At 75.6% G+C, this 22,804-nt stretch carries 18 protein-coding genes; 6 read left to right on the top strand and 12 right to left on the bottom strand.

Going from position 1 to position 22,804, the window contains the following annotated elements:
* Positions 1 to 13: 13 nt before the first annotated feature.
* Positions 14 to 1,519 carry an NAD(P)-binding protein gene (locus ACZ4MO_RS11630; RefSeq protein WP_175008995.1) on the top strand — a complete coding sequence of 502 codons (1,506 nt, stop codon included), beginning with the start codon at positions 14 to 16 and terminating at the stop codon, positions 1,517 to 1,519.
* A 41-nt stretch (positions 1,520 to 1,560) separates the two neighbouring features.
* Here ACZ4MO_RS11630 and ACZ4MO_RS11635 read toward each other — a convergent pair whose 3' ends face one another.
* Entirely contained in the window at positions 1,561 to 3,012 is a 1,452-nt protein-coding gene (locus tag ACZ4MO_RS11635) for a glycoside hydrolase family 15 protein (RefSeq protein ID WP_175008994.1), read from the bottom strand.
* 298 nt (positions 3,013 to 3,310) lie between these two features.
* On the opposite strand from ACZ4MO_RS11635, the gene groL reads away from it, so the two are divergent.
* Positions 3,311 to 4,936, top strand: coding sequence for a chaperonin GroEL (groL, locus tag ACZ4MO_RS11640; RefSeq protein ID WP_043654162.1), 1,626 nt, complete (start codon positions 3,311 to 3,313; stop codon positions 4,934 to 4,936).
* 111 nt (positions 4,937 to 5,047) lie between these two features.
* Here groL and ACZ4MO_RS11645 read toward each other — a convergent pair whose 3' ends face one another.
* From ACZ4MO_RS11645 to ACZ4MO_RS11660, 4 genes are all read right to left on the bottom strand, one after another.
* Complete coding sequence (locus ACZ4MO_RS11645; protein ID WP_108049475.1) at positions 5,048 to 5,341, bottom strand: WXG100 family type VII secretion target; 294 nt, start codon at positions 5,339 to 5,341, stop codon at positions 5,048 to 5,050.
* Between the two features lie 126 nt (positions 5,342 to 5,467).
* On the bottom strand, positions 5,468 to 6,199 hold the full coding sequence (locus ACZ4MO_RS11650) for a hypothetical protein (protein ID WP_175008993.1): 732 nt from the start codon (positions 6,197 to 6,199) through the stop codon (positions 5,468 to 5,470).
* A gap of 233 nt (positions 6,200 to 6,432) precedes the next feature.
* A complete protein-coding gene (locus tag ACZ4MO_RS11655) occupies positions 6,433 to 8,136 on the bottom strand; it encodes an ATP-binding protein (protein WP_175008992.1) in 1,704 nt (567 codons plus the stop codon).
* Entirely contained in the window at positions 8,133 to 8,870 is a 738-nt protein-coding gene (locus ACZ4MO_RS11660; protein ID WP_043654159.1) for a response regulator transcription factor, read from the bottom strand. Before ACZ4MO_RS11660 ends, ACZ4MO_RS11655 begins: the two co-directional genes overlap by 4 nt.
* A gap of 114 nt (positions 8,871 to 8,984) precedes the next feature.
* On the opposite strand from ACZ4MO_RS11660, the gene ACZ4MO_RS11665 reads away from it, so the two are divergent.
* Entirely contained in the window at positions 8,985 to 10,214 is a 1,230-nt protein-coding gene (locus ACZ4MO_RS11665; RefSeq protein ID WP_175008991.1) for a DNA glycosylase AlkZ-like family protein, read from the top strand.
* Positions 10,215 to 10,239: 25 nt separating this feature from the next.
* Here the strand turns inward: ACZ4MO_RS11665 and ACZ4MO_RS11670 are convergent, their stop codons facing one another.
* Entirely contained in the window at positions 10,240 to 10,839 is a 600-nt protein-coding gene (locus ACZ4MO_RS11670; RefSeq protein WP_175008990.1) for an NYN domain-containing protein, read from the bottom strand.
* A 121-nt stretch (positions 10,840 to 10,960) separates the two neighbouring features.
* Here ACZ4MO_RS11670 and ACZ4MO_RS11675 point away from each other — a divergent pair, with 121 nt between their 5' ends.
* Complete coding sequence (locus ACZ4MO_RS11675; RefSeq protein WP_175009049.1) at positions 10,961 to 11,719, top strand: glutamine amidotransferase-related protein; 759 nt, start codon at positions 10,961 to 10,963, stop codon at positions 11,717 to 11,719.
* 12 nt (positions 11,720 to 11,731) lie between these two features.
* Here the strand turns inward: ACZ4MO_RS11675 and ACZ4MO_RS11680 are convergent, their stop codons facing one another.
* The 6 genes from ACZ4MO_RS11680 to ACZ4MO_RS11705 form a co-directional block, all read right to left on the bottom strand.
* A complete protein-coding gene (locus ACZ4MO_RS11680; protein ID WP_061268042.1) occupies positions 11,732 to 12,535 on the bottom strand; it encodes a PspA/IM30 family protein in 804 nt (267 codons plus the stop codon).
* Between the two features lie 88 nt (positions 12,536 to 12,623).
* Entirely contained in the window at positions 12,624 to 14,669 is a 2,046-nt protein-coding gene (locus tag ACZ4MO_RS11685) for a TPM domain-containing protein (RefSeq protein WP_342779581.1), read from the bottom strand.
* Positions 14,670 to 14,982: 313 nt separating this feature from the next.
* Entirely contained in the window at positions 14,983 to 16,662 is a 1,680-nt protein-coding gene (locus ACZ4MO_RS11690) for a DNA repair helicase XPB (RefSeq protein ID WP_074808193.1), read from the bottom strand.
* A gap of 91 nt (positions 16,663 to 16,753) precedes the next feature.
* The gene (locus ACZ4MO_RS11695; RefSeq protein ID WP_175008988.1) at positions 16,754 to 19,198 is read right to left on the bottom strand and encodes a helicase-associated domain-containing protein; all 2,445 of its coding nucleotides are present in this window, start codon (positions 19,196 to 19,198) and stop codon (positions 16,754 to 16,756) included.
* A 114-nt stretch (positions 19,199 to 19,312) separates the two neighbouring features.
* Positions 19,313 to 20,290 (bottom strand): hypothetical protein, encoded by a 978-nt coding sequence (locus tag ACZ4MO_RS11700; RefSeq protein WP_255437224.1) that lies wholly within the window; start codon positions 20,288 to 20,290, stop codon positions 19,313 to 19,315.
* A gap of 204 nt (positions 20,291 to 20,494) precedes the next feature.
* Entirely contained in the window at positions 20,495 to 21,433 is a 939-nt protein-coding gene (locus ACZ4MO_RS11705; RefSeq protein WP_175008987.1) for an NAD-dependent epimerase/dehydratase family protein, read from the bottom strand.
* A 119-nt stretch (positions 21,434 to 21,552) separates the two neighbouring features.
* Here ACZ4MO_RS11705 and ACZ4MO_RS11710 point away from each other — a divergent pair, with 119 nt between their 5' ends.
* Together ACZ4MO_RS11710 and ACZ4MO_RS11715 are read left to right on the top strand one after the other, a co-directional pair.
* Positions 21,553 to 22,281: a WHG domain-containing protein gene (locus tag ACZ4MO_RS11710; protein ID WP_175008986.1), complete on the top strand. Its 729-nt coding sequence runs from the start codon at positions 21,553 to 21,555 to the stop codon at positions 22,279 to 22,281.
* Between the two features lie 131 nt (positions 22,282 to 22,412).
* Positions 22,413 to 22,796 carry a cold-shock protein gene (locus ACZ4MO_RS11715; RefSeq protein WP_034651071.1) on the top strand — a complete coding sequence of 128 codons (384 nt, stop codon included), beginning with the start codon at positions 22,413 to 22,415 and terminating at the stop codon, positions 22,794 to 22,796.
* Positions 22,797 to 22,804 lie beyond the last annotated feature (8 nt).

The raw sequence follows: 22,804 nt of genomic DNA on the forward strand, positions 1-22,804 counted from the left end.
CTCCGAGGGTCGCGTGACGGAGGACCTCGACGCCGTCGTCGTCGGTTCGGGCCCCAACGGCCTGGCCGCCGCCGTGACCCTCGCACGCGCCGGTCTCTCCGTGCGCGTGCTGGAGGCGCAGCCGACGTCGGGCGGCGGGGCCCGCACGCTCGACCTCGGGTTGGCCGACGGCGTCGTGCACGACGTCTGCTCGGCGGTGCACCCGATGGCGTGGGCCTCGCCGTTCTTCGAGGCGTTCGACCTCGGCGCGCGCGGTGTCGAGCTGCTCGCGCCGGAGGTCTCGTACGCCCACCCCCTCGACGGGGGCCGTGCGGGCGTGGCCTATCACGACCTCGAGCGCACGGTCGAGCGGCTCGGGGTCGACGGCGCCGCCTGGCGCGCCCTGCTCGGCCCGCTCGCCGAGGGGTGGCGCGACGTCGTCGCGGTCGCCCTCGGCGACAAGCGGTCGGTGCCGGGGCGCGTGCTGACGCCGGGCGGCGCTGGTGTGACGGCCCGCTTCGGCGCGGCGGTGCTCGAGCAGGGGAGCCCCGCGTGGACGCGGCGCTTCCGCACCGACGAGGCCGGCGCGCTCCTCACGGGCGTCGCGGCGCACGCGATCTCCCGCCTCCCGTCCCTCGCCGCGGCCGGGACGGCGGTGCTGCTGGCGTCGCTCGGCCACGCGCCGGGCGGCTGGCCGCTGCCGCGCGGCGGCTCCGGCGCGATCGTCGCCGCGCTCGAGGACGACCTGCGCGCGCACGGGGGCGACGTCGTCACGGGCCACCGGGTCGGCTCGCTCGAGGACCTGCCGCGGGCCCGCGCCTACGTGTTCGACACGGCGCCGCGCGTCGTCGCCGACGTGTTCGCGGACCGGCTCCCGCCGCGCGCCGAGGGCGCGCTGCGCCGGTTCCGGCACGGCGACGCGGCCGCGAAGGTCGACCTCGTGCTCTCCGGGCCCGTCCCCTGGGCCGACCCCGAGGTGGGGCGCGCGGGGACCGTGCACCTCGGCGGGACGCGCGCCGAGATGGCGCGCAGCGAGGCCGACGTCGCGGCGGGCCGCCACGCGGCCCGGCCCGTGGTGCTCGTGAGCGACCCGACCGTCGCCGACCCCGGGCGCGGGGCGGGCGGGCTGCGTCCGCTGTGGACCTACGCGCACGTGCCCGCAGGGTCGACGCGCGACGTGACGGAGGACGTCGTCGCGCAGGTCGAACGGTTCGCACCGGGGTTCCGGGACGTCGTCGTGGCGTCGCGCTGCGTCCCCGCGGCCGAGATGGCGGCGCACGACGAGAGCTACGTGGGCGGCGACATCGCGGGCGGCGCCGTGAGCATGTGGCAGATGGTCGCGCGGCCCACGCCCCGGTTCGACCCCTACGCCGTCGGGCTGGAGGGCGTCTACCTCTGCTCGGCGTCCACGCCGCCCGGTCCGGGGGTGCACGGCCTCGGCGGCTGGTACGCCGCGCGACGGGTGCTGCGACGCGAGTTCGACGTGCGGGAGGCGCCGCAGCTGGGACCGGTCACGGCGACCGGCGTCGGCACGCGGTAGGGCGCGCGCCTCGTCGCACCGTGCGGGTGCCTCGGCGGTCGTCAGCCCGCGGTGCCGTGGGTGTCGAGCTCGACGAGCGCGAGCACGACGAGCGCGGAGCTCCACGACAGCGGCGCGACCGCGGCGGGCGAGCCGTCGGCCAGGACCTTCTCCGGGATCGCGCCGGACGCGGTGCGGTGGTCGTCGACCCACCGGAGCCACTCCTCGGCGTCGGCGCGGTCCTCGGGGTCGGACGACGAGGCCGCGGCCAGCGCGTACAGCGTCGTCTGCGGCGTCCACGAGATGCCGTCCGCGCGCCAGCCGGCGCCCGGCGCGAGCCCGCCCGCCGGGCGCAGCATCTCCGTCACGGACGCGCGCCAGGCCTCGTCCGCCCCGGCGAGCGGCTCCGGCTGGAACGGGGGCAGCACGAACGCGGTCGAGGCGTCGCGCGCGCCCCCGGTGACGTGGCGCGGGTAGCCCTGGGACCCGAACGAGCGCTCGACCGCCATGCGCAGGCGGGCGGCGGCCAGCGTCGCCTCGTGCGCGCGCCGCGCGTCGCCCGCGGCCGCGTACACGTCCGCCGCGGCCTCCAGACCGGCGAGCAGCGGACCGGCGGTGCCGAGCGTGAGGGACGTGGGCTCGACCTCCCAGTAGTCGCTCGACGGCGGCGGCAGCGGGTCCTCGCCGTCGACGAGCTCGAGCGCGTGGCTCGTCGCGGCGTCGACGAGCGGCCGCAGCTCGGCGGCCACCTCGGGGCGGTCCGCGGCGGGCGTCTCCTCCAGGACGACGTCCGCGGCCCACAGGACCCAGCCGACGCCGTCGGACTGGAGGCCGCGGTCGTCGGGAACCCCCGAGCCGTCGGGGAGGTAGCGCGCGTGGAACGAGCCGTCGTCCTCCTGGACCCGCGCGAGGAAGCCGAGGACGTCGCGCGCGTCGTCGACGTGGCCGGTGCGGGCGAACGCCGCCGCGGTGAACGAGGCGTCGCGCGGCCAGACGTAGCGCCACTTGGGTGACGGCGCGGCGAGGGCGGCGCCGTCGTCGAGCGTGAGGGCCCGCAGGTCGAGGAGGGCCGCCTCGCCGAGCGCGGCGAACGGCCCGCCCGCGCCCGGCACGACGCCGGACGCGAGCCACGCCCGCGACGCGGTGGCGGTCTCCTGGGCGAGGGCGGGGTCGAGGAGCGCCGTCGCGTCGAGCGGGGCCCCGGCGACCTGGGCGAGCCGGTCCGCCTCGCCGTCCGCGGGGTCGACGCCCGCGGCGAGCGCGACGGGGTCGAGCGACGCCGGGTCGAGCACGCGGCTGCCCTCGAGATAGGTCGCGCCCACGCCGGGTGCGAGACGCAGCACCGCGGCGCCTCCGTCGGGCCCGGTCGTCACCGCGACGCCGTCCTGGTAAAGGTCGATGTGCTCGCCCGAGGGCGCGGCGACCGCGGTCGCGGCGGTCAGGCCGAGGGCAGGGACCAGCACGAAGCCGGCCAGGGCTGCGAGAGGGCGCCACGACGGTGTTGCGCGGATCACACCGCGCATCCTAGGGCGCGTCGCGGGGTGCGCGGTTTCGCCCCTCGCGATACGCGGCGGCGTGGCGTACCGCTGTCTTGCACTCGCACCGTGCGAGTGCCAATAATGGCGTTAGCACTCTCGTCACGAGAGTGACAGAAGTGACCAGCGCAGGCAGCCGCTCACGCGGGTGCGGCGCAACCCACCAGGTCGACAGGTGAGGCCCGCCCTGGCGGCGTGACATGAACGCCGCCGTCGCGGGTCGTCCGTCGCGGGCGCCGGCCGACCGCCATACGCCACCAGCGGAGGATCATTCCCCATGGCCAAGATCATCGCCTTCGACGAGGAGGCTCGTCGGAGCATGGAGCGAGGGCTCAACGTCCTCGCCGACACCGTCAAGGTCACCCTCGGCCCCAAGGGCCGCAACGTCGTGCTCGACAAGAAGTGGGGCGCGCCGACCATCACGAACGACGGCGTCTCCATCGCCAAGGAGATCGAGCTCGAGGACCCATACGAGAAGATCGGTGCGGAGCTCGTCAAGGAGGTCGCCAAGAAGACCGACGACGTCGCGGGTGACGGCACGACCACCGCGACCGTGCTCGCCCAGGCGCTCGTGCGCGAGGGCCTGCGCGTCGTCGCGGCCGGCGCCAACCCGATCGCCGTCAAGCGCGGCATCGAGAAGGCCGTCGACGCGGTGACCGAGCAGCTGCTCAACGCCGCGAAGGACATCGAGACCAAGGAGGAGATCGCCGCCACGGCCGCCATCTCCGCCGGCGACCCCGCGATCGGCGAGCTCATCGCCGAGGCCCTCGACAAGGTGGGCAAGGAGGGCGTCATCACGGTCGAGGAGTCGAACACGTTCGGCCTCGAGCTCGAGCTCACCGAGGGCATGCGCTTCGACAAGGGCTTCCTCGCGCGCTACTTCGAGACGGACCCCGAGCGCCAGGAGGCCGTGCTCGAGGACCCGTACGTCCTCATCGTCGAGTCCAAGATCTCGAACGTGAAGGACCTGCTCCCGGTCCTCGACCAGGTCATGAAGGCCGGCCGCTCGCTCCTCATCATCGCCGAGGACGTCGAGGGCGAGGCGCTCGCGACCCTGGTGCTCAACAAGATCCGTGGCACGTTCAAGTCCGTCGCCGTCAAGGCCCCGGGCTTCGGCGACCGCCGCAAGGCCATGCTCCAGGACATCGCGATCCTCACCGGCGGCCAGGTCATCACCGAGACGGTGGGCCTCAAGCTCGAGAACGCGACGCTGGACCTGCTCGGCCAGGCGCGCAAGGTCGTCGTCACGAAGGACGAGACCACGATCGTCGAGGGCGCGGGCGACGCCGACCTGATCCAGGGTCGCGTCAACCAGATCCGTGGCGAGATCGAGAAGTCGGACTCCGACTACGACCGCGAGAAGCTCCAGGAGCGCCTCGCCAAGCTCGCCGGCGGCGTGGCCGTCATCAAGGCGGGTGCCGCGACGGAGGTCGAGCTCAAGGAGCGCAAGCACCGCATCGAGGACGCCGTCCGCAACGCGAAGGCTGCCGTCGAGGAGGGCATCGTCGCCGGTGGTGGCGTCGCGCTCATCCAGGCCGGTGCCGTGGCGTTCGAGAAGCTCGAGCTCGAGGGTGACGAGGCGACCGGTGCGCAGATCGTGCGCGCCGCGATCGACGCCCCGCTCAAGCAGATCGCGATCAACGCGGGCCTCGAGGGTGGCGTCGTGGCGGAGAAGGTGCGCAACCTCCCGTCCGGCCAGGGCCTCAACGCCGCGACCGGTGTGTACGAGGACCTCCTCGCTGCCGGCGTGAACGACCCGGTCAAGGTCACGCGCTCCGCGCTGCAGAACGCCGCCTCCATCGCGGCGCTGTTCCTCACGACCGAGGCCGTCGTGGCCGACAAGCCGGAGAAGGCCGCCCCCGCGGGCGACCCGACCGGTGGCATGGGCGGCATGGACTTCTGACCTGCCCCGGCTCCCGTCACCGGGAGCCGTCGGACACCGAAGGCCGTCGGCCGGGTTCGCCCGGTCGGCGGCCTTCGTCGTGCCTGCCGGGAGGTCCCGGCCGGGCGGGGTCTACCGTGCCGTGAACAGGCGCGCGGCCTGCGACTCGGCGTCGGCGTAGGTCTGCGCGGCGGCGCCGAGCGCGGCGGTGATGTCGTCGAGCGCGACCTCGACCTGGGTCTGCGTCGTCTGCCACTGCGCCATGACACCCGTGAACGACGACGCCGCCCCACCGCGCCACGACGCCTGCAGGTCCGTGAGGTGCCGCATCATGGCGCCGACCTCCGCACGGATCGCCGTGACCGACCCGTTCACCGCGGCGCTCGCCTGCGCCACGCGCGCGCTGTCCACCTCGTACCGGCTCATCCGAACCTCCGTCGTCCCTCGGCCCGGGGGCCGTTCCTCGCCCTGGTGGGTACCGGGGCATGGCGACGACGGTAGGCCGACCTCCCGGTGCCGGAGGGAGCGGAGGCCAGGCCTGTGGACGGCGGCTCAGGCGCCGGAGGCTGGGGACGCCGTCGACGCCTCCGCGAGCTTGGCCTGCTCCTTGCGCAGGCGCTGGAGCTCCGCGTCGAGGTTCTGTCGCGCGGCCTCCTCCCAGGCCGCGCCGAGCGGGCTCGAGAAGAGCGTGCGCCGGTCCAGCAGCTTCGTGAGGATCGCGATGCGGGCGCGCACGTAGTCGGGCTTGGGGATGTGCGCGTACTCGTCGCGCACGTCCTTGAGGTACTCCTTGTAGCGCTGCGGCTCGGCCGCGAGCATCGCGAGGTCGGCGTCGCACAGGACCGCGCAGTCGAAGTCGGAGGCGTCCGGGGCGTGGCGCACGAGCGCGTTGACGAGGTGCGCGACGCGCCGCACCGCGGGCTCGGGGACGCCGAGCCGCGTGAGCTCGGCGTCGGCGAGCGCGGCGCTCGCGGTCTCGTCCTCGCCGCCCTTGTTGGCGTAGGTCGCGCCGCCCTTCGCGTCGAAGATCGCGCCGTGGTACCAGGCCGCGAGCCGGACGAGGTCGGGGTCGTGCGTCTCCTGCGAGAGCTCGTCGACCCGGCCCAGGACGTCGGCCAGGTGGCGCAGGTTGTGGAAGTGGCGTCCCGGCTGGTCCCAGCGGTCGAGCAGCCCCTGCCCGACGGCGCGGATCTCGTCGTCCGGGGCGGTCGCCCCGGCGCCCCGGGCGCTGCGGACGAACGAGGAGAGGAACCACTGCGGTGCGTCGGCGCTGTTGACGCCCATGAACTTCAGCCTTCTTCGACGGAGACGAGCAGGACGGAGGTCGTCGTCGCCGGGCGTGCTGCCCGGCGCGGAGGCCCCCGCGTCGCCGCGCGGCCTCGTCTTCAGCCTAGGTCTCGCGGGACGACCCGCCATCGTAGCCGCAGTCGGCGGCGCGTCGGGACGCCCGGGGAGCGTTTGGCGCGACGTCGCGGGCGGGGGCCGGCGAACCCGCAGGTCGGGCGGGGTGCGGGCCGTCAGGACCCGAGGGGGAGGTCCACGCGGACGGTGAGCCCGCCGCCCGGCGTCTCACGGACCGACACGCGCCCGCGGTGCGCACCGACGATCGCGGCGACGATCGCCAGCCCGAGCCCGGACCCGCCGGACGAGCGGTTGCGCGACGTGTCCGCGCGGTAGAACCGCTCGAACAGGCGCCCCCGCTGCGTCGTCGGGACGCCGGGGCCGTGGTCGCGGACCTCGAGCACCGCGACGTCGCCGCGCGCGACGTCCCCCCGTGCGAGGTCGCCGCGCGGAGCGTCGCCGCCCCGGGTGTCGCCCGACGGCGCGTCGTCCGACGGGGGAGCGGGCGCCGCCCCGAGCGCGATCTCCACCGGCGTGCCCGACGGCGTGTGGCGCGCGACGTTGCCGACGAGGTTCGCGAGCACCTGCCGCAGCCGGTCCTCGTCGCCCACGACGCGCAACGACGCCGGAGCGTCCGCGCCCGGCGCGAGCCCGACGACCCGCACGTCGCGGGCCGGGTCGAGCGCGTGCAGGTCCTGCGCGGAGTCCCGTGCGAGCGAGACGAGGTCGACCGGCTCGTGGCGCAGCGGCCGGCCCTCGTCGAGCCGCGCCAGGGCGAGCAGGTCGTTGACGAGCGTGCCCATGCGGGTCGCCGAGTCCTCGATGCGGCCCATCGTGTCGTCGACCTTGTCCGGGGTGTCGAGCGCGCCCATCCGGTACAGCTCCCCGTACCCGCGGATCGTCGCGAGCGGCGTGCGCAGCTCGTGGCTCGCGTCCGACACGAAGCGCCGCATCCGTTCCTCCGACGCCTCCTGGACGGCGAACGCCTCCTCGATCTGGGTGAGCATCGCGTTGAGCGACGCCGCGAGCGAGCCGACCTCCGTCGTCGTCGGTGCCGGGCGCACGCGTCGCGACAGGTCGCCCGCGGCGATGTCGGCCGCGGTCTCCTCGATCTCGCGCAGCGGGCGCAGCGCACGGTGGACCGCGAGGTAGGCGACCGCGCCGCCGACGAGCGCGATGCCCAGCGCGGACAGCGCCAGCGCCCGGCCGAGCACCTTGACCGTCTCGTGGATGCCCGTCAGCGGGAGGGCGACGAACGCGGTCCCCTCGCGCGCGCTGGACACGTTCGACCCGTAGAAGAAGGGGACGACGCGCCACTTCGCGGGCTCGGCGCCACCCTCGGAGCTCACGGTGAACGGCTCGCCGAGGCTTGCCTCGACCTCGGGGTCGGACATCGCGGGGATCTCGGGCACTCCGTACAGCGACACGGTCTGCGGCCAGCGCAGCGGGACCTCTTCGCCGTTGGTGGGCCGCACGAGGACGAAGTAGTCGCTCGGCAGCTGAGAGCTCGCCCCCACGCGCTCGTTGAGGGTGATGTTCGCGACCGCGGCTGCGGAGCGTTCCAGCTGCGCGTCCACCTGGCGCACGAGGTAGTTCGACACGACGGTCGTCGTGACCGCCGACGCCAGCCCGAGCCCTGCCGCCAGCAGGAGCACGGTGATCGCGACGAGCCGAGCCCGCAGCGGCACGCGCGCGAACCAGCCCCACCCCTCGGTGGGGACGGGCCGGCCGAAGGGGCGCTCCGCCGTCGGGCCGCCGGGGGCGGGTGCGCCGGACTCGCCCGACGCCGCACGGCCGGGCTGCGACGTCGCCCCGGGGGGCGGGGGAGGGGGCGGGACGGGCGGGGACCCGGCCGTCGTGCGGTCGGGGCCGGCCGTCATGACGCCGCGGGCGGCTGGCGCAGCAGGTAGCCGACGCCGCGCTTGGTGTGGATGAGCGGCGGCAGTGCCACGGGCTCGCCGTCCGGGCCGGGCACGGTGAGGTTGTCGATCTTGCGGCGCAGGTAGGAGATGTAGGACTCGACGATGTTCGCGTCGCCGCCCCAGTCGTACTGCCACACGTGGTCGAGGATCTGTGCCTTGGACAGCACGCGCCCGGCGTTGAGCATGAGGTAGCGCAGCAGCTTGAACTCGGTGGGGGACAGGTCGATGTCGACGCCGGCGCGCCGCACCTCGTGCGAGTCCTCGTCCATCTCGAGGTCGGCGAAGCGCAGGACGGCGTCGTCGACCGGCTCGGCGTGCGTGCGGCGCAGCACGGCCCGGATGCGCGCCACGACCTCCTCCAGGCTGAAGGGCTTCGTCACGTAGTCGTCGCCGCCCACGGTGAGCCCCGTGACCTTGTCGCGCGTGTCGTCCTTCGCGGTGAGGAAGACGACGGGCGTGTGCTGGCCCTTCTCGCGCAGGCGGCGGGTCACGGTGAACCCGTCCATGTCGGGGAGCATCACGTCGAGCACGACGAGGTCGGGCTCGACGTCGCGCACGAGCCGCAGGGCGCTCTGCCCGTCCGCGGCGGCGTGCACCTCGAACCCGGCGAAGCGCAGGGACGTGGCCAGCAGCTCGCGGATGTTCGGCTCGTCGTCGACGACGACGAGACGTGCCTCGGGGGTGGTGCTCATGCGTCCAGTGTGCTCCCGCGGTCTGGGAGGCGCCTGGGAACGTGCTCGACCGCACGTGGCACCCGGGCGGCACCGGCCGGGCGCCCGTGGGTGGTCCGGGGCAGGATGGCCGCCGTGCGGATCACGGTGGACCAGAGGCGGCGTCGGCTCGTCGCGCAGCAGCTCGCTCTCGCCACGGACCTGCCGGGCAGGCCGGCGGCCCGGAGCCCGGAGGACGTCGTGGACCGGCTCTTCGCGCTGCACGCGACCGACGCCCCGAGCGTCTACCTGTCGGTGCTCGCGCGCGTCCCCGGCCTCGGGCTCGACGACGTCCGGGACGCCGTCTTCCGGCGGCGCTCGCTCGTCAAGGTGCTCGCCATGCGCCGCACGATGTTCGTCGTGCGCCGCGAGGCGGTGCCCGTCGTGCACGCCGCGGCGGCCCTCGCCGTCGCGCGGCGGCTGCGCACCCGCCTGCTCAAGGAGCTCGCGACCCTGCCCACGGACCCACCGGTCGAGGACGCCGCGACCTTCCTCGCCGCGGTCGAGGCCCAGGTCCACGCCGCGCTCGCCGAGCACGGCCCGCTCGACGGCGCGCGCCTGTCGCGGGCCGCGCCGCTGCTGCGCACGGCGTTCCTGCCCACGACCACCAAGACGTGGGACGTGCGCCGCACCATGACGTCCCAGCTCCTCGCCCTGTTGTCGGCCGAGGGCGCGGTGGTGCGCGGCGAGCCGCGGGGCACGTGGTCGTCCAACCGGCACGTCTGGTCGCCCGTCGACGACTGGTTCCCCGGCGGCATCCCCGTGCTCGACGAGGCCGCGGCGCGCACCGCGCTGGCGCGGGCCTGGCTCGACGTGTTCGGTCCCGCGACGGTCGAGGACCTCGTGTGGTGGACCGGCTGGAACCGGCGCGACACGGTCGCGGCGCTCGCGGGCCTCGACGTCGTCGAGGTGGAGGTCGAGGTCGGTGCGCGGGACGGCGAGGCGACCCGCCCCGGCGTCATGCTGCGCGGCACGGACCTGCCCGGCCCCGACGAGGTGCCCATCGAGGGCCACGTCGCGCTCCTGCCGTCGCTCGACCCGACGACGATGGGCTGGACCGCGCGCGACTGGTACCTGGGAGCGCACAAGGCGGCCGTCTTCGACACGATCGGCAACGCGGGCGCGACCGTCTGGTGGGAGGGTCGGATCGTCGGGGCCTGGGTCGTGCGCCCGGGCGGCGAGCCCGCGTGGCGTCTCCTCGACGACGTCGGCTCCGACGGCGAGCGGGCCGTCGCGGCCGAGGCCGAGCGGATCGCAGGGCTCCTCGGGGGCGACGGCGTGACGGCGTCGTTCCCGACGCCGCTGTACCGCGAGCTCCACGCCTGAGCGACGGAGCCCGCGGCACGGGCGGTCAGAGGTAGCGCATCGGGTCGAACTCGTCGAGCGGGATGATCCGCACGCGCGGCAGCACGGCCGTGAACGCGCCCGCGTGGTCCTCGAGGTCGAAGATCTCGAGACCGCGGCCCGTGAGCTCGGTGAGGCGCACGTTGACGAACTCGCGGAACGCGAGCACGCCCACGCGCCGGTCGGGGTCGTCGAGGAGCGTCTCGACCTGGGGCAGGAAGTCGCCGTCGTGGCTCGCGAGGAGCACGTCGCCCGGCTGGCCGGCGATCGCGTCCAGCATGCGCTGGATACCGATGTCGACGACCTTCTCGGTGCTCGACCCCGACAGCGGGATCGGGCGGTAGCCCATCGCGAGCAGCGCCTGCACGAACGACATCGGCATCTGGCCCGACGACGCGTTGAGGAAGAACAGGGGCGTGACGTCCTGGCCCCAGGCCTGGCGCGCGAAGTCCACGATGCGGTCCCAGCGCGGCCGCTCCTCCGGGGCGGGCCGGTGCCCGAGGACGTTCATGCCGAGCGTCGCGTCGATGTTCTCGCCGTCGACGACGAGGTAGGTGCGGCGCGGCGTCGTCAGCGCTCGGCCGTCGGAGGTCTGGAGGTCGGACATGCCGGTCAGCCTATCGGCGCGCGACCCGCCGCGCTCCGTCCGGGTGAGCCCGGGGCGCTGTCCACGACGTGGGTGTTTGCGTCGCCCCACCCCCGAGTGGGTACCGTCAGGGTTCGTGACCATGCACGACACCGACGCCACGACCGGGACCGGGACCGTCCGGCTCACGGTCGTCCAGAACTCCCCGGACGTGACGCTCGACGCCTACGCCGACCTCCTCGACGCGGAGCTCCGCGTCGTCCGGGCGCACGACGGCGAGCCCGTCCCCGCCGCGGACCGGCTCGACGAGCTCGGCGACGGTCTCGTCGTCCTCGGCGGCCACATGTCCGCGTACGACGACGCGCGCACCCCCTGGCTGCCAGCGCTGCGCGAGACCCTCGTCGCCGCCGCGACGCAGGGCGTCCCGACGCTCGGGATCTGCCTCGGCGCACAGCTCCTCGCCGTCGCCGGCGGGGGACAGGTGGCGGTCGCCGCACCGCCCGGACGCGAGGTCGGCGCGACGCGCCTGTTCTGGCGTGCCGAGGCGGACACCGACCCGGTGCTGGCGCCGCTCGCGACGGGCGACGACCCGGTGCGCTGCGTGACGAGCATGCACGGCGACGCGATCGTCGAGCTCCCGTCCGGGGCCGTCTGGCTCGCGTCGTCGAACATGTACCCCTACCAGGCGTTCCGCCTCGGGTCCGCGCTCGGCGTCCAGTTCCACCCCGAGGCGTCGCGCGCCGGGTTCGCGGCCTGGTGCGCCGGGTACGACGACGTCGACACCGCGGCGGCGCTCGCCGGGTTCGACGAGCACGCCCCCGCGCTGCTCGACGGCGGGCGCCGGCTCGCGGAGTCGTTCGTCACCGCGGTCCGGGTCAGCCGACGACGCGTCCCCGCCTGACCCGGGCCGAGGTCACCAGTCGGTCGAGGGGGCGTCCTGGGTGGTCGTCCCGGAACCGATCGCGGGCGTGACCTGGGTGGGCGACACCTGCGCGGCGGGCGCGGAGCCCTGCTTGAGCGCGGCGAGGCGGGCCTCGATCTCGACGGCCTCGCCCGACGTCTCGAGCTCGGCGAACTGCGCGTCGATGCTCGACGCCGCGACCTCCGCCTGGCCGAGCGCCTGCGCCTCCTCGCGGCGGACGATCTCCTCGTAGCGGGAGATCTCGCTCGTCGGGTCGAGCACGTTGATCGAGCTGAGCGCGCCCTGCACGGTCTGCTGCGCCTGCGCGCTCTTCTGCCGCGCGACGAGCGAGTCACGCTTGGACTTCAGCTGACCGAGCTTGTCCTTCATCATCGCGAGACCGGACTTGAGCTTCTCGACCGACTCGCGCTGCGACGCGATGAGCGGCTCGGCCTGGCGGACCTCGCTCTCGGCGGCGATCTGCTTGCCGAGCGCGATCTTCGCGAGGTTGTCGAACTTGTCGGCGTTCGCGGCGTCGCCCTGCTGGCGGTACCGGTCGGCCTGCGCCGACGCGGCCGCGGCCTTCTGTCCCCACTCCTGGACGGCGGCGACGTCCTCGTTGTAGTCCTGCTCGGCGAGGCGCAGGTTGCCGATGGTCTGCGCGACGGCCTGCTCCGCCTCGGCGATGTTGTTCGTGTAGTCCCGCACGAGCTGGTCCAGCATCTTCTGCGGGTCCTCGGCGCTGTCCAGGAGCGCGTTGATGTTCGCGCGCGCGAGCTGCGCGATCCGTCCGAAGATGCTCTGCTTCTCCGCCATGGTCGTCCCTCTCTGGTGAGCCGTCTCGTGCTGGTCGTGTGCGTCGTGCCGTCGTGCCGTGGTGCGGCGCGTCAGGTGCCGCCCGCCCTCAGAAGCGTCCGCCGCGGCCGGAGCGCCCGCCCGAGGACCGGCCGCCCGACCGTCCGCCGGAGCGTCCGCCGCCGAACCCGCCACCCCCGTAGCCGCCGCCGAAGCTGCCGCCGCCGAACCCGCCGGAGCGTCCGCCGCCGCCCCCGCCGCGGAGGATGGAGTCGAGGAGGATCCCGCCGAGGACCATGCCCCCGACGTTGCTGCCGCCACCCCCGCCGAACCCGCCACCCTGGGACGACTGCCAGCTCGACGCGTCCTGCTGCGCGCGCTGGGCCGCGGACTGCGCCTGCGCGTCGGCCTGCTGCGCGCGCTGGAGCGCGGAGACCGGGTCGGTCGGTTGGAGCGCGCGCGCCTCGCCGAGCAGGCGGATCGCCTCCGCGAGCCGGGTCCGTGCCTCCGGGCCGACGGCGCCGCGCCGGGTCTCGATGAAGTCGTTCGTCGCGCGGACCTGCGAGTCGACGCGCGCGAGGGTCTCGCGCAGCAGCGCGTTCGCACGCGCCGCCTGCTCGGCCCGCTCGCGGAACGGGGCGAGGACGGCGTCGAGCGCAGCCTCCGCGTCCGTGAGGCGACGGAGCGCGGCGAGCGGGTCGCCGCCGTCGCGCGCGGCCCCGGCCGCCGCCACGGCGGCCTGCGCCTCCGCGAGCGCCGGCGCGACCGCGGGGTCCCCGGGGGCGAGCCGCCCGGCGTCCGCGATGTCGGACGTGATCGACGCGACGCCCCGGTCGAGGCGCGGACCGGACTCGGCGAGGTCGGTGCCCGCGCGGTCGACGGCGTCGAGCAGCGTCACCGCCTGCCCGACGGCGTTCTGCGCGGCCCGCGCGAGCGCGACGGCCGTCGCCCGGTCCTTGCCGGCGAGCGCCTCCCGACCGCGCGCCACCGACTCGCGCGCGCCCGTGAGGAGCGCCTGCGCCTGCTCGGGGTTCTGCGCGACGGACGCGAGCGCCGTCGACGGGTACGTGCGCCCGAGCGCCTCGAGCGTCGCGCGCGCGGGCTCCACGCGGCCGAGCACCTCGGTCGCGCGCTGGTCGGTCTCGTCGAGCACCTGCGGCGCGCGGGCCTGCAGGTCGCGCAGCTCGTCGAACGTGCGGGACTGGGCGTCGAGCGAGTCCGCGACCTCGTCGCACAGGGCGACGATGCGCGCCATCAGCTGCCGCGCCTGGGGCTCCGTCTCGGGCTGGTCGTCGTCGAGCCGCTGGCGCAGCGCGAACGCCTCCGCGACCCGCTGCCTGCCCTCGGCGAGCGCGGCGGAGAACTGCTGCGTCGCCTCGATCCCGAACTGCGCCTGCGCGAAGCCGAGCTCCTGCTCGGACGTCTTCACGGCGTCGTCGATCGCCACGAGGGCGGCGCTCGCGCGACGGTCCAGCTCGGCCGTGGGCAGCGCCGCGAGCGGGTCGTCCGCAGGCCCGACGGCGGTCGCGGCCCGGCGACGTCGTCCCGCCGCGCGGGCGACCACCACGACCACGATCACGAGCACGCCGCCGACGAGCAGGACCCAGAACCACGACACGCCGCCCGAGCCCTGGCTCGCCCCGCGCGCCACCTCGGCCGCCGCGATGGCCGCACCCGCCCAGTCGTCGGCGCGCAGCTCGTCCTCCACCGCGGACGTGATCCGGTCCAGCTCGGCGTCCGACAGCGGGACGTTGTTGTCGTACGACAGCCCGTACCGCCGGTCCTGCGTCCCGACTGCCAGCAGCAGGTCGTCGACCCCCAGCCCCGACTGGTTCGCCGTCGCGTTCGCCCAGTCGACGCCGTCCATGCCGTCGAGGTCGTCCACGTACACGACGAAGAGCTGGAGGTCCGTGTCCTGGGCCAGGCGGTCCAGCGCCGCGCGCACCTCGTCCGTGCGGTCCCCGAGGACGCCGGACGGGTCGGTGATCTCGTCCGTCACGTCCATCGGCGGGACGGCGTGCGCGAGGCCCGCCGGGGCGACGAGGGCGACGCACGTCAGCAGCCCGACGAGCGTCGAGACGACGAGGGCGAGGAACGCGCGGGCGCCGCGGCCCCCGGCCGCGCGGGGGTGCCAGGGACGATCGGCCGTGCTCACGGCCCGATCCTTTCCCAGCCGCCCAGGACCCGCAATCGGTGCGGCGGGGCCATGCCCGTCACCGCACGACGGGCGATCCCCACCTGCCATCGCACGGGAGGTGGTCCCCACCCGTCACTGCACGACGCCGAGGTCCCGGTGCTCGTGGTCGGCCCTCGGCGTCGTCCCGTGACGGGCGGGTGCCGTGCTCCTGCGTCGCGGGACCCCCACCCGTCACTGCACGACGCCGAGGTCCTCCGCGTTCTTGGTCGGTCCCCGGCGTCGTTCCGTGCCGGGCGGGTGCCGCGCTCCTGCGTCGCGGGACCCCCACCCGTCACTGCACGACGCCGAGGTCCTCCGCGTCGACGATGCGATAGGCGTACCCCTGCTCCGCCAGGAACCGCTGGCGGTGGGCCGCGAAGTCCTGGTCCACCGTGTCGCGCGCGACGACGGCGTAGAAGTGGGCGGTGCGGCCGTCGGCCTTGGGGCGCATGACGCGACCGAGGCGCTGGGCCTCCTCCTGGCGCGACCCGAACGACCCGGAGACCTGGATCGCGACCGACGCCTCGGGCAGGTCGATGGAGAAGTTCGCGACCTTCGACACGACGAGCCGCGAGATCTCGCCCGTGCGGAACGCGTCGAACAGGCGCTGGCGCTCGCGGACCGTCGTCGCGCCCGTGATGAGCGGCGCGTCGAGGTGCTGCGACAGCTCCTCGAGCTGGTCGAGGTACTGGCCGATCACGAGCACCTGGTCGTCCGGGTGCTGCGCGACGATCTGCTCCACGACCCGGTTCTTGCCCGTGGCGGTCGCGGCGAGCCGGTACTTGTCCTCGGGCTCGGCGACGGCGTACGTCATGCGGTCGGACTCGGGCAGCGTGAGGCGCACCTCGACGCAGTCCGCGGGCGCGATGTAGCCCTGCGCCTCGATGTCCTTCCACGGGGCGTCGTACCGCTTGGGCCCGATGAGCGAGAACACCTCGTCCTCCCGGCCGTCCTCGCGCACGAGCGTCGCGGTGAGCCCGAGGCGGCGGCGCGCCTGCAGGTCCGCCGTCATGCGGAAGATCGGCGCGGGCAGCAGGTGCACCTCGTCGTACACGACGAGCCCCCAGTCGCGGGCGTCGAGCAGCTCGAGGTGCGTGTACACGCCCTTCCGCTTCGTCGTCAGCACCTGGTACGTCGCGATCGTGACGGGCTTGATCTCCTTGCGCGCGCCGGAGTACTCGCCGATCTCGTCCTCGGTGAGCGTCGTGCGCCGCACGAGCTCGTCGCGCCACTGGCGCGCGCTGACCGTGTTCGTCACGAGGATGAGCGTCGTCGTCCCGGACCTCGCCATCGCACCCGCGCCGACGATCGTCTTGCCCGCGCCGCACGGCAGCACGACGACGCCGCTCCCGCCGTGCCAGAACCCGTCCACCGCCTGCGCCTGGTACGGGCGCATCTCCCAGGGCTTCGGCTCCTCGCCCTCGGTGCGCGGCGGCGTCGTCGGGCTGAGCGCGATGGCGTGCTTCTCGCCGTCGACGTACCCGGCGAGGTCCTCGGCGGGCCAGCCGAGCTTCACCAGCACCTGCTTGAGGTGGCCGCGCTCGGACGGGTGCACGACGACGGTCGTGTCGTCGATCCGGTCGCCCACCAGCCCGGCGGTGCGCTTGGACTTGAGCACCTCGGCGAGGACGGCGCGGTCCGTCGCCTCGAGCACGAGCCCGTGCGTCGGGTGCTGCGCGAGCGTGAGCCGCCCGTACCGGGACATCGTCTCCGCGACGTCGATGAGCAGCGCGTGCGGCACCGGGTAGCGCGAGTACTCGATGAGCGTGTTGACGACCTGCTCGGCGTCGTGCCCGGCCGCGCGCGCGTTCCACAGGCCGAGCGGCGTGAGCCGGTAGGTGTGGACGTGCTCGGGGGCGCGCTCGAGCTCGGCGAACGGCGCGATGGCCCGGCGCGCGTCGTCGGCACGGGGGTGGTCGACCTCGAGCAGGAGCGACTTGTCGCTCTGGACGATGAGAGGTCCGTCGGTCATGCGTTCTCCTTGCCGTGGGTGGCCGAGGGTCGAGCGGTCCGTGGTCGGTCCGGGGGCGGTGTCGATGGCGGGCGCGGGGTGTGGTCCGGGGTCAGTCCGGCGTCACGGACGCGATGCGGTGGACCGCGACCGTGAGCTCGGCGTCGCGGGCCGGGTCCTGCGCGCGCAACCGACCGGCGTCGAGCGTGAGGGGCCGCACCCGGCGGCGGTCCGGCGCGCCCGTCGACCCGACGACCTCGAGCCACACCATGGCGCCGTCCGCGATCGCCTCGCGCAGGAGCCCCAACGCCGCCACCGGGTCGCTTGTTCCCTCGGGTCCGTCGTCCCCGCGTCCCGCCCTGCCCGACGCCGTCCCCCCGCCCCGGCGCGACCCGTCGCCGTCGGCGCGTGCACCGCCGGCCGCGCGGGTCTGGGCCTCCTCCGCCGAGCGCGTGTCGGCGGCGCGCAGCCGGGCGACGAGGTCGGCGAACCGCTGCGCGTCGCTCCCGGCCGCGTCCCGCGCCTCGTCGACGCGCGCCCCGGAACCCGGCACGACGCCGGTCCGGGCGCGGTTCCCGCGCCGTCCGACGACCGTCCCGGCCCGTCCTCGCCGGGCCGGGCCCGCGGCGTCGGGCAGGTCGCGACGGCCCGCACGGTCCGCGACGAGCACGCGCCCGTCCGGGCCCTCCACGACCGACGGCACTCCGCGCGCCCGCAGCGCGTCCTGCAGCTCCCCGGCCGGTGCGCCGGACGCGAGCACGGTCGGCGCGAGGAGCACCAGGCCGAGGCCGCGCAGCGCGGGGTCCTCCGCGATGCCCGCGAGGAGCACCGGGTCCTCGGCGCGCACGTACGACGACGCCGTCCCGACCCGCACCCTCCCGTGGCGGCGCGCGGTGTCGCGCACCAGGTACTCCAGCGGCTGAGGCACGGGCGTGCGGGAGTGCGACGCGAGCTCGGCGAGCAGCTCGTCCGCCGTCGCGCCCCGGTCGAGCGCGCGCAGCACCGACTCCGGCGTGAACCGGACCGTGGTCGCGGCACCGCGCGACTCGACGTCGGCCGCGACCTCCACGAGCCGCTCGAGCGTGCGCGACGGCCGGCCCGGCACAATGCCCGTGAGGTCTCCCTGGAGCAGGAGGTCGTCCACCTCGGGCGGGAGCACGGCCTCGAACGCGGCGCCCAGGTCCACGGGCTCCGCCGACGCCGCGGGGTCGTCGCCCGCGACGAGCGCCCGACCCGGGGGCGCGAGCGCGCCCGCGCCCGTCACCCCGAGCAGCGCGGCCTCGCGCAGCAGCCCCGCGACGGCCTGCTCCGGCGGCACCGCGCGCGGCGTGCGCCAGCGCAGGACCGCGACGACGTCGGACGCGTCGAGCGGCCGGTCGGGCGCGAGGGCGAGCACGTCGAGGACCGAGCGGCGCAGCCGCGGGACCCAGGGCCGCCACAGCTCGGGGTCGAGCGCGGCGCGCAGGGCGCCCTTCTCGTCACGGCTCCCGACGAGCCACGGCGTGCGGCGCGACCGCCACCACCCGCGCGCCAGCGTCGCCCACCGGTCGCCCAGGTCGTCGTCGAGCCAGTCCTCGGCCGTCGGGGTCGGGGCGAACGTGGGCGGGTCGTCGCCGTCGTCGGCCACGAGGCCTGCCGCCGCGGCGAGCTCGACGACCGCGGCCGCCGTCGCGTCGTCGACCTCGAGCGCGAGGGCCGCGCGGCGCAGGTCGCGCACCCCGAGGCCCCCCGCGCGCAGGACGCCCGGCGGGTGCTCGGTCCAGTGCGTGACGAGGCGCGCGACGAGGCGCACCGCCTCCAGACCGGCGCTCGCGGACTCCGCCTCGACCGTCGCCGCGGGGAGCTCGCGCACCTCGGGCGCGGGCGGCGTCGTGCGCACGTCGCGGTGGGTGCGGCCGCCGCGCAGCGCGAGCCCCACCTCGCGCGGCAGGACGACGTGCCGCTCGTCGGTCGCGCGGAGGTAGCCGCGCTCGACCAGCCAGGCCGTCGCCCGGCGTGCGGACGGGTCGGAGCGCGGGGCGACGCCGACGGGCGGCCCCCACGCGAGCGCGTCGAGGATGGCGCGCGCGCCCGGCGGTGCGTCGTCGGGCAGGTCGACGGACGGCGCCGGGGCGCCGCCCGTGTCGCCGGAGACCGGGCCCAGGCCCGCGGGGTGCGGTCCGAGCACCTCGGCCGTCCCGGGCGCCGGGCGGAACCCGGCCGAGCGCGTACCGGGCGACCACACGAGCGCGAGCTCGTCGAGGCGCGCGAGCGCTGCAGTGACCGACGCGCGGTCCACGCCCGTCGCGCGGGCCACCGCGGCCGCCGTCGCGGGCGTGCCCACCGAGTCGAGCACGAGCACCGACTCGAGCACGTGCAGCGTCAGCTCGTCGAGGCCGGCGAGCGCGCGCTCGAGGCTCGTGCGGTTCATCGCGCGCGCGGCGAGCGAGAGCAGCGTCGAGGGGGAGGGGGTGGCGAGGTCGGGACGCCCCGCGAGCAGGGTGACCAGCGCGTCGTCGTCGCGCTGGCGCAGCGACTCGCTGTACGTCGGAGCCCGCTCGGGCCGGGAGGTGGCCATCCGTACGATGCTACGCGGGTTGTGCTGACGGTTCGGTACCTCCTGTCGTTCTTCGGCACCTCGAGGTGCCGAAGAGTGCTGCGAGTGCCGAACCGCCGCCGGGGTGCCGACCGGTCAGCGCAGCGGGGGAAGGTGACGGTCAGGGCGCAGCGACGCCACGACGTCCGGCGGCACCCAGCGCAGGACCCGTTCGCCGACGGCGTCGGGTGCGTCCCGCGCGCTGAACCGCAGCACGCGACGTCCGGTCGCCTCGATCGCCTCGTGCCGTCGCTTCTCCGCGACGAGGACGCGGCCCGGGTCCTCACGGGGAGCGAGGCCGTCGCCCGTCGTGCGGTACTTCACCAGCCCGTCGAACTCCAGCAGCAGCCGCCACGGCTCCCACCCGAGGTCCGCGCGGACCCGACCGACCGAGGTACGGACCGGGACCTGCGTCGACGGGCGGGGCAGGCCGAGCCGGAGGACGAGGTACCGCAACCACGTCTCCCAGGCCGACTCGGCGCCGGCGTCCGCGAGCCGGAGGACGTGCCGGGCGCGAGATGCCCCGGCAGCCCGGGGCTGTCGCGCGAGGCAGGCCGCGACGTCCTCGCGGGAGAGACCCCGCGCGAGCGCCGCGTCCGCGACGACCAGCCCCTCGAGCGGGCTCAGGGTGCGCAGGCAGTCGGCGACGGTGCGGGCAGGTGTCGTCACCGGCAGGCCGCCGACGACGCACCGGTCGACGGCGTCGACGAGTCCGAGGTGCCTCGCGACCGTGGGATCCGCGCGCCCGGACCGCCGGTAGGGCTGCACCACGTGCACGTCGCGGGGCGCCGTCCACAGACGCAGGCCGTGGACGAGGGCGGCGGTGGTGTGGCTGAGGACGTGGTCCGCGCGGAGGGTGCGATGGAGCGCGGTCGCCCGGTCCAGCACGAGGTCGCGCTCGTCAGCGGGCCCGATCCTCCTGGTGGTGCCGGTCTCGCGGTAGACGCCCCGACGCACCCGCTCCCAGGACCCGGAGGACGCGGCCTGTCGCACGAGCTGGGGCGGGTGCTCCGCCGCGAGCAGCAACGCGGGTCGTCGAGGTCCGCCGGGGGCGAGAGGGTCGTCGTCGTGCATCGGGCGAGCGTGCCCGGTCCGGGAGCGCGCGCGGGTCGTCCGGACCGGTCCTGTGGACGGTCTCCGGTCGACGGCGCCTGTGCGCGACGGTCAGACGCTTCGGCAGGGCGGACGCGGGTCGGCACCGCATGCGGGACGTCGGCAGCCCCAGGTGCCGAACAGCGCATGGCGTGCCGAATCGCGCGTCCTGTCACCCGCCACCGGTCAGCCGCGGGCGGTCCGGCGGCAGACCTCGTCCCAGGGCGTGGGCTCGATGCCGAAGCGGGCGCGGGCCGCGGTGTCGTCGAGGACGTAGGGCCTCTCCCACTGGTAGGCGAGGTCGCGCAGCTCGCGCAGCAGCGGCGAGAACAGCCCGGCGACCGCGAGCCCGGGGCCGCGCAGCGAGCGCACCGGGACCGGCGGGCGCCCGACGCTCGCGAGGACGTCGGCCAGCGCCTCGCGCTGGGTGCGCGGCGGGTTGCTCGGGGTGTGCCACGTGCGACCGAGCGCGCTCGGGTCGGCGGCCGCCGCGACGAGCGTGCGCGCCGCGTCCTGCACGTCGGTGAACGAGTGCGGCAGGTCGGTGCGGCCGATCATCGTGACGGCCCGGCCGCGCAGCGCGGCGGGGACCACGCGCGACACGTGGCCGTTGGCGCCGACCCCGGGCCCGACGAAGTCGGAGCTGCGCACCTCGACGACGCGCGCACGGCCGGCGCGGTGCGCGGCGAGGGCGTCGGCCCACAACCGGGCGCGCAGGACGCCCTTGTGGTCGGTCGCGGCGTCGGGCAGGTCCTCGGTCATGGGTCCGTCGACCGGGCCGTAGGGGTAGAGGTTGCCGGTGATCGCGTAGACGGCGCCGGTCCGCTCGGCCGTGGTGAGCAGCGCGGCGGCGAGCGGCGGCCAGACCCGCTCCCACTGCGTGTAGTCGCCGGGGTTGGCGCAGTTGTAGAGCACGGCGGCGCCGTCCGCGGCGCGGCTCAGCGCGTCGGCGTCGGACGCGTCGAGGGCGAGGTGCGTGACGCCGGCGATCCCGGTGTCGCGTCCGCTGCGGGTCACGACGGTGACGTGGGACCCGCGGGCCGCGAGCTCGGCGGCGACGTGGCGGCCGACCGGGCCGGCGCCGACGACGACGTGCCGGTCGGGGGAGGACGAGGCGCTGGACATGAGGGCTCCTTTCCGAGAGCAGTGCTCTCGTGTCAGCAGCAGCCTGGCACGGCGGCCACGACAAAGCAAGAGCACTGCTCTCGTTGGTGGTCAGCGCTCTCGTCTGCGACCCTGACGGGATGACGGCACCTCGGACGGCGCGCGCCCTGGCGCGCGAGACCCTCACGCGCGAGATCCTCGACGCCGCCCGCGCGCGGCTCGTCGCCGACGGGCCCGCCGCGCTCTCGCTGCGGGCCGTCGCGCGCGACGTCGGCATGGTGTCGTCCGCCGTCTACCGGTACTTCCCGAGCCGGGACGCGCTGCTCACCGCGCTCCTCGTCGAGTGCTACGACGAGCTCGGGGCCGCCGTCGAGGCCGCGGAGGCCGTCGTCGCGCGCGACGACCTGCCCGGTCGCTGGCTCGCCGCGTGCCGTGCGCTCCGCACGTGGTGCGTCGCGCGTCCCGGGGAGTTCGGGCTGCTCTACGGCACCCCCGTCCCGGGGTACGCGGCGCCGCAGGACACGGTCGAGCCCGCGACGCGCGTCGTGCGGGCGCTCGTCCGGGTCGTCGCCGACTCCTGGGCGGACGGCGAGGGCCCGGTGCCCGCACCGCCGTCGGGCGGGGAGGCGGCCGCGCTCGTCGCCCCCGCCGTCGCGTACGTGAGCGCGCGCGGGCTGACCACGCCCGACGTCCCGCCCGAGGCCGTCGTGCGCACGCTCATGGCCTGGACGACCCTGTTCGGCACGGTGTCGTTCGAGCTCTTCGGCCACCTCCACCGCACGGTCGCCGACTACGCCGACTGGTTCGACGCCGTCGCGCTGCGGGTCGGGGCGGACGCCGGCGTGGTCCCGCGGTCGCCTGCGCGCTGACCGGGCCGACGACGTGCCGCGCCCGGTCGTCGGGGCTCGCCCGGAGCGCGCCCACGGTATGGATGCGGCTTTGCCGCCGCGTGGCCGGTAACCTGGGGGTTCTGGTTCCTACGAGCACGAACGAGGTTCACGTGCCCACCGGCAAGGTCAAGTGGTTCGACACCGAACGCGGGTTCGGCTTCATCGCCAACGACGACGGCGGCGAGGTCTTCCTGCACGCCTCCGCCCTGCCCGCGGACGCCCCCGCGCCCAAGCCGGGCGCTCGCGTCGACTTCGGCGTCGCGGACGGGCGCCGTGGCCCGCAGGCGCTCGCCGTCACGTTCCTCGACCCGGCGCCCTCGGTCGTCAAGGCGAAGCGTCGCTCGGCGGACGAGATGGCGGTCATCGTGGAGGACCTCATCAAGGAGCTCGACGGGATCGGCAACGGCCTGCGCCGTGGCCGCTACCCGGAGAAGGGCAAGGCCACCAAGGTCGCCGCGGTCCTGCGCGCGGTCGCGGACGAGATCGAGGCCTGACGATGTCC

It is taken from the genome of Sphaerisporangium cinnabarinum (assembly GCF_055567015.1).

Excerpts from the sequence above, each read along its gene's own strand:
- groL (WP_043654162.1), top strand. The coding sequence starts at position 3,311 with ATGGCCAAGATCATCGCCTTCGACGAGGAGGCTCGTCGGAGCATGGAG.
- ACZ4MO_RS11645 (WP_108049475.1), bottom strand. The coding sequence starts at position 5,341 with ATGAGCCGGTACGAGGTGGACAGCGCGCGCGTGGCGCAGGCGAGCGCC.
- ACZ4MO_RS11650 (WP_175008993.1), bottom strand. The coding sequence starts at position 6,199 with ATGGGCGTCAACAGCGCCGACGCACCGCAGTGGTTCCTCTCCTCGTTC.
- ACZ4MO_RS11655 (WP_175008992.1), bottom strand. The coding sequence starts at position 8,136 with ATGACGGCCGGCCCCGACCGCACGACGGCCGGGTCCCCGCCCGTCCCG.
- ACZ4MO_RS11660 (WP_043654159.1), bottom strand. The coding sequence starts at position 8,870 with ATGAGCACCACCCCCGAGGCACGTCTCGTCGTCGTCGACGACGAGCCG.
- ACZ4MO_RS11670 (WP_175008990.1), bottom strand. The coding sequence starts at position 10,839 with ATGTCCGACCTCCAGACCTCCGACGGCCGAGCGCTGACGACGCCGCGC.
- ACZ4MO_RS11675 (WP_175009049.1), top strand. The coding sequence starts at position 10,961 with ATGCACGACACCGACGCCACGACCGGGACCGGGACCGTCCGGCTCACG.
- ACZ4MO_RS11680 (WP_061268042.1), bottom strand. The coding sequence starts at position 12,535 with ATGGCGGAGAAGCAGAGCATCTTCGGACGGATCGCGCAGCTCGCGCGC.
- ACZ4MO_RS11690 (WP_074808193.1), bottom strand. The coding sequence starts at position 16,662 with ATGACCGACGGACCTCTCATCGTCCAGAGCGACAAGTCGCTCCTGCTC.
- ACZ4MO_RS11695 (WP_175008988.1), bottom strand. The coding sequence starts at position 19,198 with ATGGCCACCTCCCGGCCCGAGCGGGCTCCGACGTACAGCGAGTCGCTG.
- ACZ4MO_RS11700 (WP_255437224.1), bottom strand. The coding sequence starts at position 20,290 with ATGCACGACGACGACCCTCTCGCCCCCGGCGGACCTCGACGACCCGCG.
- ACZ4MO_RS11705 (WP_175008987.1), bottom strand. The coding sequence starts at position 21,433 with ATGTCCAGCGCCTCGTCCTCCCCCGACCGGCACGTCGTCGTCGGCGCC.
- ACZ4MO_RS11710 (WP_175008986.1), top strand. The coding sequence starts at position 21,553 with ATGACGGCACCTCGGACGGCGCGCGCCCTGGCGCGCGAGACCCTCACG.